This window comes from Caballeronia arvi (genome assembly GCF_001544695.2).
Lineage (GTDB): Bacteria > Pseudomonadota > Gammaproteobacteria > Burkholderiales > Burkholderiaceae > Caballeronia > Caballeronia arvi.
In genome coordinates this window covers 1-2,236 of record NZ_FCOM02000187.1, presented here as the reverse complement: position 1 = coordinate 2,236, position 2,236 = coordinate 1, and the positions used below count along the sequence as shown (strand labels likewise).

General features: G+C 61.6%; 1 protein-coding gene and 1 pseudogene. Both read left to right on the top strand.

Translation table 11 applies throughout. The annotated features are described in order from the left end of the window. A pseudogene (locus tag AWB74_RS46755) lies at positions 1-478 on the top strand (SDR family oxidoreductase); the annotation flags it as partial. Positions 479-529: 51 nt separating this feature from the next. After that, positions 530-2,236 (top strand): glycoside hydrolase family 15 protein (locus AWB74_RS44120; RefSeq protein ID WP_200822126.1); only part of this gene is annotated, 1,707 nt, incomplete at its 3' end.

The following is a 2,236-nucleotide window of genomic DNA, read 5'->3' as shown; positions in this document are numbered from 1 at the left end:
GCTGCACGACAAAAGCCAGATCCATCTGACGATGGTACAAATGCCCGCGCTCAACACGCCGCAATTCGATTGGGCGCAGTGCCACATGCCTCACGCACCGCAGCCTGTGCCGCCGATCTTTCAGCCAGAAGTGGCGGCTCACGCAATCGTATGGGCTGCGACGCATCGGCGACGTGAACTTTTCGTCGGCCTGTCATCAGTAAAGGCCATTGTTGGAAACGTGCTCGCACCCGGCTGGCTCGATCATTATCTGGGCAGAAAGGGTTACGCGATGCAGCAGCGAAGCGATCCGATGCCCACCGACGCGCCATCGAATCTGTTTAAGACAGTGCACGGTAAGCACCGTGAGCACGGCGCGTTTGACGGTGAGGCGTGTGCGTCGAGCCCCGCGTTGTGGATGGACACACATCGCGGCGCCATGCTGATCCCCATTGCGGTGGCTCTAGCGCTGTTATGCCGGCGAGCCGTTAAGCGGTAATGCAGCAGAGCCATATGCGAGTGGGACCGCGAAGAGGAGGCTGAAAAATCCATGCCGATGCGAATCGAAGATTACGCGCTCATTGGCGATGGGCGCTCCGCCGCCCTCGTTAGCCGCCACGGGTCGATCGACTGGCTGTGTTGGCCGGCGTTCGACGCAGACACCTGCTTTGCTGCGTTGCTCGGGGACGATCGCCATGGCGTCTGGCGCCTTACCCCGTGTGAGCAGATTCAGCATGCGTCTCGGCGCTACATCGAAGAGGGACTGATTCTTGAAACTACGCTTGTCACCGCGCGGGGCAAGCTGATCCTCACCGACTGGATGGACTGGACCGCTGTTGTGCCGGTGCTGGCAAGGCAGGCACGGTGCGAGGGCGGGACAGTCGAGGTCGAATGCGCTTTGTCCGTGCGTTTCGACTACGGGCGCGCCGTGCCGTGGCTCAGGAGGATGGGCGAGCGGACACATTTTGTGGCCGGTGCTCATACGCTGTGGTTTGATGGGGCAAGCGAAGCATCCGACGAAGGCAACGACGTCCGCTTTCGCTTTATGATGCAACCCGGCGAGCGACGGGCGTTTTCGCTGGCGTGCTGCGGCTCGTGTGAGCCCGCGCCCGCGGTACCGGATCTTGGTCCAGCACTTGAGCACACGCTGGCGTTCTGGAAGAGCTGGACGTTGCAATGCAAGGCGGGCGGCCTCTACCGCGAAGCAATCCAGCGATCGCTAGTGGTGCTTAAGGCCTTGTCCGATCGGGACACTGGGGCCATCGTCGCCGCGCCCACGAGTTCCCTGCCCGAGGCTTTTGGTGGCGAGCGCAACTGGGACTACCGGTTTTGCTGGCTGCGCGACGCGAGTTTCACACTGCTGGCGCTTGTGAACGGCGGATACCGCGACGAGGCCGCGAACTGGCGCGACTGGGTCGTGCGCGCAATCGGCGGCGATCCGGCGCAGTTGCAGATCATGTATGCGCTTGACGGGTCTCGTCACGTTGACGAATGGGAGTGCGACTGGTTACCTGGATACGAAAGGGCGACCCCGGTACGTTTTGGCAACGGCGCGGTCAGTCAGCGTCAACTCGACATCTACGGAGAAGTGCTCAATGCGCTGTATCAGTGCCGTCGCGCCGGTCTTGCGCCGGACGAGGACGCCTGGCGCCTCGAACGCGGACTAATCGAACATTTGGGCCACGTGTGGGAGAAACCGGACAAAGGGATCTGGGAGATTCGCGATCAACCCAGACAGCTTACGCTCTCCAAGGTCATGGTTTGGGTCGCCATCGATCGGGCGCTGCGCTCGGCCCGTGAGCATGGCCACGACGCACCCGAAAAAGCGTGGCAGCGCTTCGCTTCGCAGGTTCGGGACGAAGTGATGAAGCGAGGCTTCAACGCGAAGCTGGGCTCGTTCACGCAGACCTACGACGGCGAGGAACTCGACGCGAGTCTCTTGCTGATTCCATTGACGGGATTTTTACCGGCAAACGACCCCCACGTAATGGGAACGGTCCGGGCGATCGAACGCCAACTGCTCGAGAATGGACTACTGAAGCGTTATCGCACGGCAAACGACGGCATCGACGACGAGGAAGGTGCATTCCTCGCATGCAGTTTCTGGCTTGCCCATGTGCGGCACCTGCAGGGGCGGGAAAGCGAGGCGCGCGAGCTCTTCGAACACCTGCTCACGCTGTGCAACGATGTGGGCCTGCTTTCGGAAGAGTACGACACGAAGGCCAAGCGGCAGTGCGGTAATTTTCCGCAGGCTTTC